The sequence below is a fragment of the Pseudomonas sp. JL2 genome (assembly GCF_031570495.1).
Classification (GTDB): domain Bacteria; phylum Pseudomonadota; class Gammaproteobacteria; order Pseudomonadales; family Pseudomonadaceae; genus Aquipseudomonas; species Aquipseudomonas rhizophila.
The window spans coordinates 102,411-109,288 of the sequence record NZ_JAKUDH010000022.1 but is presented as its reverse complement, the minus strand read 5'-3'; the positions used below and the strand labels follow the sequence as shown (position 1 = coordinate 109,288).

Annotated in this window: 6 protein-coding genes; 2 read left to right on the top strand and 4 right to left on the bottom strand. The window is 61.1% G+C overall.

All coding sequences use genetic code 11. From position 1 onward, the window contains the following. Positions 1-128: 128 nt before the first annotated feature. Positions 129-1,319 (bottom strand): Na+/H+ antiporter NhaA, encoded by a 1,191-nt coding sequence (gene nhaA / locus MKS85_RS23425; protein WP_047228398.1) that lies wholly within the window; start codon positions 1,317-1,319, stop codon positions 129-131. A gap of 263 nt (positions 1,320-1,582) precedes the next feature. Between nhaA and MKS85_RS23420 the strand changes: the two genes are divergently transcribed. Next, positions 1,583-2,680: a PLP-dependent cysteine synthase family protein gene (locus MKS85_RS23420; RefSeq protein WP_171061417.1), complete on the top strand. Its 1,098-nt coding sequence runs from the start codon at positions 1,583-1,585 to the stop codon at positions 2,678-2,680. A gap of 154 nt (positions 2,681-2,834) precedes the next feature. On the opposite strand, the gene MKS85_RS23415 is transcribed toward MKS85_RS23420, so the two are convergent. From MKS85_RS23415 to MKS85_RS23405, 3 genes are all read right to left on the bottom strand, one after another. After that, entirely contained in the window at positions 2,835-4,448 is a 1,614-nt protein-coding gene (locus MKS85_RS23415; protein ID WP_047228396.1) for an NAD(P)/FAD-dependent oxidoreductase, read from the bottom strand. A 74-nt stretch (positions 4,449-4,522) separates the two neighbouring features. Then, on the bottom strand, positions 4,523-5,197 hold the full coding sequence (locus MKS85_RS23410; protein ID WP_047228436.1) for a COG3650 family protein: 675 nt from the start codon (positions 5,195-5,197) through the stop codon (positions 4,523-4,525). A 59-nt stretch (positions 5,198-5,256) separates the two neighbouring features. Continuing rightward, the gene (locus tag MKS85_RS23405) at positions 5,257-5,856 is read right to left on the bottom strand and encodes a short chain dehydrogenase (RefSeq protein ID WP_188252306.1); all 600 of its coding nucleotides are present in this window, start codon (positions 5,854-5,856) and stop codon (positions 5,257-5,259) included. Between the two features lie 104 nt (positions 5,857-5,960). On the opposite strand from MKS85_RS23405, the gene MKS85_RS23400 reads away from it, so the two are divergent. Further along, the gene (locus tag MKS85_RS23400; protein ID WP_188252307.1) at positions 5,961-6,875 is read left to right on the top strand and encodes a LysR family transcriptional regulator; all 915 of its coding nucleotides are present in this window, start codon (positions 5,961-5,963) and stop codon (positions 6,873-6,875) included. Positions 6,876-6,878 lie beyond the last annotated feature (3 nt).

The following is a 6,878-nucleotide window of genomic DNA, read 5'->3' as shown; positions in this document are numbered from 1 at the left end:
TTGGCGCTCTTCCAAAAGTGACCCGCTGTAAGAGCGGAACCATAAGTGGCCGTCATCGAAGAAACGGATATACACACCAATAAACACACCAATAAACACACAACAAACATCACCCCGATCAGGTAATTTTAGTTGGCTTTAAATGCTGTCTGCTTACGACTAGCCGCCGCTGTCACCGCATAACCCAGCAACGCCGCCAGGATCGAGCCAGTGAGAATACCCATCCGGTCCATACCGGCATACTCGCTGGTGCCGGGCGCGAACGCCAGGGAGCCGACGAACAGGCTCATGGTGAAGCCGATGCCGCACAGGATTGCCACGCCCAGTATCTGCCCCCAGTTGGCGCCGGCGGGCAGGCTGGCGATACCGATCTTGACCGCCAGCCAGGTCAGGCCGAAAACGCCGACGGTCTTGCCCAGCAACAGGCCGATGGCGATGCCCATCGGCACGTGATGGGTGAAGCTCTCGACGGTGACGCCGCTCAGGGACAAGCCGGCGTTGGCGAAGGCGAAGAGCGGCAGGATGCCATAGGCCACCCAGGGGTGCAGGGCATGCTCCAGGGTCAGCAGCGGTGAGGTCTCGGCATTTTTTGTGCGCAGCGGAATGCAGAATGCCAGGGTCACCCCGGCCAGGGTGGCATGGACGCCGCTCTTGAGTACGCAGACCCAGAGAATCAGGCCGACAACCATGTAGGGGCCGAGCTTGACCACTCCCGCGCGGTTCATCGCCACCAGCGCGGCGATGCAGGCGGCTGCCAATACCAGTGACAAGGTCGACAGGGCGCCCGAGTAGAAGATGGCAATGATGATAATGGCGCCCAGGTCGTCGATGATCGCCAGGGTCATCAAAAACAGCTTGAGCGACACGGGTACCCGTTTGCCCAGTAGGGCCAGCACGCCAAGGGCGAAGGCGATGTCGGTGGCCGTTGGAATCGCCCAGCCTGCGAGGGCGGCCGGATTGTCGCGGTTGAGGAACCAGTAGATCAGGGCGGGGACGACCATGCCACCGATCGCTGCCGCACCCGGCAAGACGATCTGCGAGGGTTTCGACAGCTGCCCGTCGAGAACCTCACGTTTGACTTCGAGGCCGATGAGCAGAAAGAACATGGCCATCAGGCCGTCGTTGATCCACAACAACGCCGGTTTGGCGATTTTCAGCGCCCCGATCTGGGCCACCACAGGGGTGTCCAGAAAGTCCGTATAGAGCCACGACAGCGGTGAGTTATTGAGTATCAGGGCCAACACGGCGGCGGCGATCAATAGCAGGCCGCTGGCAGCTTCCAACTGAAGGAAACGGGTCAAAGTATTACGTAGAGGCACGGTTGCTCTCCATGGATCAAATCAAAAAGATGGTCCACCCTAACCGGTACTGTTAGTTGTTAAAACAAAAGTTATATTCTTTTTTGTTATATGTCGTTACAACGCATGCAACGCGTGGTCAGGCAGTGACAGGCCATATTGGACCTTAGCTGTACCTGTGCGCGATGTCGGTTTTTTCCTAAGCTTGCGACTGGTTTTTCCGAGACAAGTCGTGCCTGCCTGTACGTCAGGTTCCTCGCGTCGCATTGATCCAGTGAGAAGACATCATGAATGACCACCGCCAGTGGGCGCGTGAAGCGATCCGTATCATCGAGGCTGACTTCCAGCGCAGCGCCGACACCCATCTGATTCCACTGGCGCTGCCAGGGCTGCCGGGTATCGAGTTGTACTTCAAGGATGAGTCCAGCCACCCCACCGGCAGCCTCAAGCATCGACTCGCCCGCTCGCTGTTTCTCTACGCGCTGTGTAATGGCTGGCTCAAGCCTGGCGCCCCGGTGATCGAGGCTTCAAGCGGATCGACGGCTATTTCCGAGGCTTACTTCGCGAGGCTTTTGGGCTTGCCCTTTATTGCGGTGATGCCGGCGACCACCTCCCGGGAAAAAATCGCACAGATCGCCTTCTATGGTGGCCAGAGTCACCTGGTGGACGATCCTACGCAGATCTACGCCGAGTCCGAGCGTTTGGCCCGTGAGCATGACGGCCACTTCATCGACCAGTTCACCTACGCCGAGCGCGCCACGGACTGGCGCGCCAATAACAACATTGCCGAATCGATCTTCCAGCAGATGCGTTTCGAGCGGCATCCGGAGCCGAGCTGGCTGATTTCCAGCCCCGGCACCGGCGGCACCACCGCGACCCTGGGTCGTTACGTACGCTACCGCCAGCACTGTACCCGTGTGCTGTGTGCCGACGCCGAGCGTTCGGTGTTTTTCGACTATTACCGCAGCGGCGATGCGAGCCTGCGCCTGGATTGTGGTTCGCGGATCGAAGGTATCGGCCGGCCAAGGGTCGAAGCGTCGTTTTTGCCCAAGGTGATCGATGCGATGGTCAAAGTGCCGGATGCCCTGTCGCTGGCGGCCATGCACTACCTGGCCCAGCGATTGGGCCGACGGGTCGGCGGATCCAGCGGCACCAACCTGATCGGCGCGCTGATCGCCGCCAGGCAGATGGTGCAAGCAGGTGAGATGGGCTCGATCGTGGCAATCTTGTGTGACGGCGGTGAGCGCTATGCCACGACCTATTACGATCCGGCGTGGCTCAAGGCCCAGGGCTACGAGCTGAGTGGATTGATGGACGCCGTGGCGGCGAGTGTGGAGCGGGGTGAGGCGCTGCCGGAAAGTGTGCTCCGAGCCAATATCTGAACACTGGAAAACACTGAATTTCCTTGTGGCAGCGAGCTTGTGTGGGAGCTGGGCTTGCCCGCGATAGCATCACCTCGGTTCACCTGATAGACCGAGCTGCCTGCATCGCGGGCAAGCCCAGCTCCCACAAAGCTTCTCCCGCAGTGGGTAGGGGTCAGGCCTTGAGGCCCAGGATATCCCGCGCCACCGCCTCGGCAATCCGGATTCCGTCCACGCCCGCCGAGAGAATCCCGCCCGCGTAGCCGGCGCCTTCGCCAGCCGGGAACAAGCCCTTGACGTTCAGGCTTTGCAACGTTTCGTCGCGGGTGATGCGCAGCGGCGACGAGGTGCGGGTTTCAATGCCGGTCAGCACGGCGTCATGCAGCGAGTAGCCGCGAATCTGCTTTTCGAACGCCGGCAGGGCTTCACGGATGGCTTCGATGGCGAAGTCGGGCAGGGCCAAGGCCAGGTCGCCCAAAGACACTCCCGGTTTGTAGGACGGCTCGACGCTGCCCAGCGCCGTAGACGGTTTGCCGGCAATGAAGTCGCCCACCAGTTGTGCCGGGGCTTCGTAGTTGCTGCCACCGAGCACGAAAGCGTGGGATTCCAGACGCTCCTGCAATTCGATGCCCGCCAAGGGGCCGCCCGGGTAATCCACTTCAGGCGTAATGCCCACCACGATGCCGGAGTTGGCGTTGCGCTCGTTGCGTGAGTACTGGCTCATGCCGTTGGTCACGACGCGATTCGGCTCGGAGGTGGCCGCCACTACGGTGCCGCCCGGGCACATGCAGAAGCTGTACACCGAGCGACCGTTCTTGGCGTGGTGCACCAGTTTGTAATCGGCGGCGCCAAGCTTCGGGTGGCCGGCATATTTGCCCAGGCGCGCGCTGTCGATCAGCGATTGCGGGTGTTCGATGCGGAAACCCACCGAGAACGGCTTGGCTTCCATGTACACGCCGCGGCCGTGGAGCATGCGGAACGTGTCCCGGGCGCTGTGGCCCAGAGCCAGAATCACATGTTTTGAATGAATACGTTCGCCGCTGGCCAGTTCAACACCGACCAACTGGCCGTCCTCGATCAACACATCCGTGACCCGCTGCTGGAAGCGAACTTCGCCGCCCAGGGCGCGAATCTGCTCACGCATGTTTTCCACGACGCCTGTCAGACGGAACGTACCGATGTGCGGCTTGCTGACGTAGAGGATTTCTTCCGGCGCGCCGGCCTTGACGAATTCGTGCAGGACTTTGCGACCCAGGAACTTGGGATCCTTGATCTGGCTGTAGAGCTTGCCGTCGGAGAACGTCCCCGCACCGCCTTCGCCGAACTGCACGTTGGATTCGGGGTTGAGCACGCTTTTGCGCCACAGGCCCCAGGTGTCCTTGGTGCGCTGGCGCACTTCGGGGCCGCGCTCGAGGATGATCGGTTTGAAGCCCATCTGTGCCAGCAACATGGCGGCGAAGATCCCGCACGGGCCGAAGCCGACCACGATCGGCCGTTCGCTCAGGTCAGCCGGTGCCTGGCCCACCACTTTATAACTGACATCCGGCGCCTGGTTGACGTTACGGTCATCGGCGAACTTGCGCAGCAAGCCGGCTTCATCGCGCACCGTCAGGTCGATGGTGTAGATGAAGCACAGTTCGGAGGACTTCTTACGCGCGTCGTAGCTGCGTTTGAACAGGGTGAAGTCGAGCAGGTCATCGCTGGCGATGCCCAGGCGCTGCACGATGGCTGGGCGCAGGTCTTCTTCGGGATGGTCGATCGGCAGCTTGAGTTCGGTGATTCGTAACATGACAGGATCCGGTTCGCGGGACGCACAACTGCGCCAGGGCGTGAGCCGGCGATTATAAGCCAAAAAACTTCGAATCAGTCGTTACGCGCACCGCCGAAGTAAGCGCATCCGCGCTGGACCTGACCGTTGACCCGCAGCTCGGCACTCATGTGCTGCACGCTGCCGGTCACGCTGTCGACGCAGCGCTGGGGAGTGACCCAAAGCTCGACCTTCTGGCCGTTGGCTTCGGTGCCGAGATTGAAGCGGCCATCGCCCAGTTGTTCCTCAACGAAAGGCACTGCCAGAGGCGGCTGGCCCTCACGTTCGAGCACCAGGCCTTTGCCGCTGGCGTTCAGATTCCACTCGGGGCCATGGCCGGTGGCGCGCAGGAGCAGCCGCTTGAAGTCGGCGTCGTCGCAAGCGCTGCCCGAACGCTCCAGGCGATACAGCTGCTCAAGATTCAACTGGCTGTCGGTACCGGCCGCTGCGCTGGTGACGATATGGCCGCGCACATCGGCAAACAGTTTGCCCTGATCATCGGCCAGGCTGGCGGCCTGTTGCAGTACGCTGGTGCCGCCGCTGTCGTTGACGATGTAGCGACGCTGCTCCTGGCAGGGCTGGAACACCAGCTTGCCATCGGCCGCCGTAAGTTCGCCCTGCATGCGCATCTGGCCGGCATGGGAAACGCTCTGGGGTGGAGCGTCGAGCAACTGGCAGCCGGCGAAAAGCGGCAGGAGGGCGACAAACAGCAGGGAACGGGCGGCACGCATCATTGAGTCTCCAGACAAGTGCCGCCACGTTACGCAGACTGATCCTGCATCACAAGAGGTCAACCGACGTGAAAGGTCTGGCCAGTCTGCAGGCCTTCGACACTCTTGGCGTAGGCCAATGCGACATCGGCGGCTGGTACCGGCTTATAGCCACGGAAGTACGGGGCATAGTTGTCCATGGCTTCGAGCAGCACGTTCGGACTGACCGAGTTGACCCGCAAGCCCCGGGGCAATTCGATTGCCGCGGCACGCACGAAACTGTCCAGGGCACCGTTGACCAGCGCCGCCGACGCACCGCTTCTGATCGGATCGTGGCTGAGCACGCCAGTGGTGAAGGTGAAGGACGCACCGTCATTGGCGAATTCGCGGCCGATCAGCAGCAGGTTGACCTGGCCCATCAGTTTGTCTTTCAAACCCAGGGCGAAGCTGTCCTGCGTCATCTCGTCCAAGGGCGCAAAGGTGACGTTGCCCGCGGCGCAGACCAGTGCATCGAAGCGACCGGTTTTCTCGAACAGGGCACGGATCGAAGAGTTGTCACTGATATCCACGTGCAGGTCGCCGCTGTGACGGCCGATGCGGACAATCTCGTGACGCGGCGACAGTTCTTTATCAATGGCCGAACCGATGGTGCCGCTGGCGCCGATCAACAGGATTTTCATTAGCTGTTCCTCAATGGGCTGGATGAGATTGCAGTCTAGAGAGGTTCTTTCTCTTGATAATCGTGGTAATAGGCAACCTTTGGTTTTCAATTGGAAACAATCCGATGAGCGAAATGGACGACCTGGCGGCGTTCGCCGTGTTGATCGAGGCCGGTAGTTTCACCCTGGCGGCCCAGCAATTGGGCTGCAGCAAGGGCCAGTTGTCCAAGCGCATCAGCCTGCTGGAGAGTCGGTTTTCGGTGGTGTTGCTACAGCGCACCACGCGGCGCTTGAGTCTCACGGCAGCGGGGGCGGCGTTATTGCCCCAGGCCCAGGCGTTATTGGTGCAGGTGCAAAGGGCGCGTCAGGCCCTGGCTCGCCTGAAGGATGAAATTTCCGGGCCGGTGCGTATGACGGTTCCGGTGTCGTTGGGCGAAACCTTCTTTGAGGGTTTGCTGACGGAGTTCGCCCAGCGCTACCCCGACGTACAGATTGAACTGGAACTCAACAATGGCTACCGGGATCTGTCCCGTGATGGTTTCGACCTGGCGATCCGCTCCGACGCTACCCTCGATGAGCGCCTGGTGGCGCGTCCGCTGCTGGCCTGGCATGAGCTGACCTGCGCCAGCCCGGCCTACCTCGAACACTACGGCGAACCCCTGACGCCCCAGGGCCTGGTCGAACATCGTTGCCTGCTCAACAGTCATTACAGCGGCCGCGAAGAATGGCTCTATCACCAGCAACACGAATTGTTGCGGGTGCGGGTATCGGGACCGTTCGCCAGCAATCACTACAGCCTGCTGAAAAAAGCCGCCCTGGCCAACGCCGGGATCGCCCGGTTGCCGTCCTATCTATTGCATGAAGAATTGGCTGACGGACGTTTGCGCTGGTTACTCAGGGATTTTCAGACCCGTCGCATGCCGATGTACCTCGTGCACCCGTACCAGGGCGGTTTGCCCAAGCGCACCCAGGTGCTGGCCGATTATCTGATCGACTGGTTCAAGCGCAGTGGCGAGGCGCTGGATCGGCTTCAGCGATAGCAA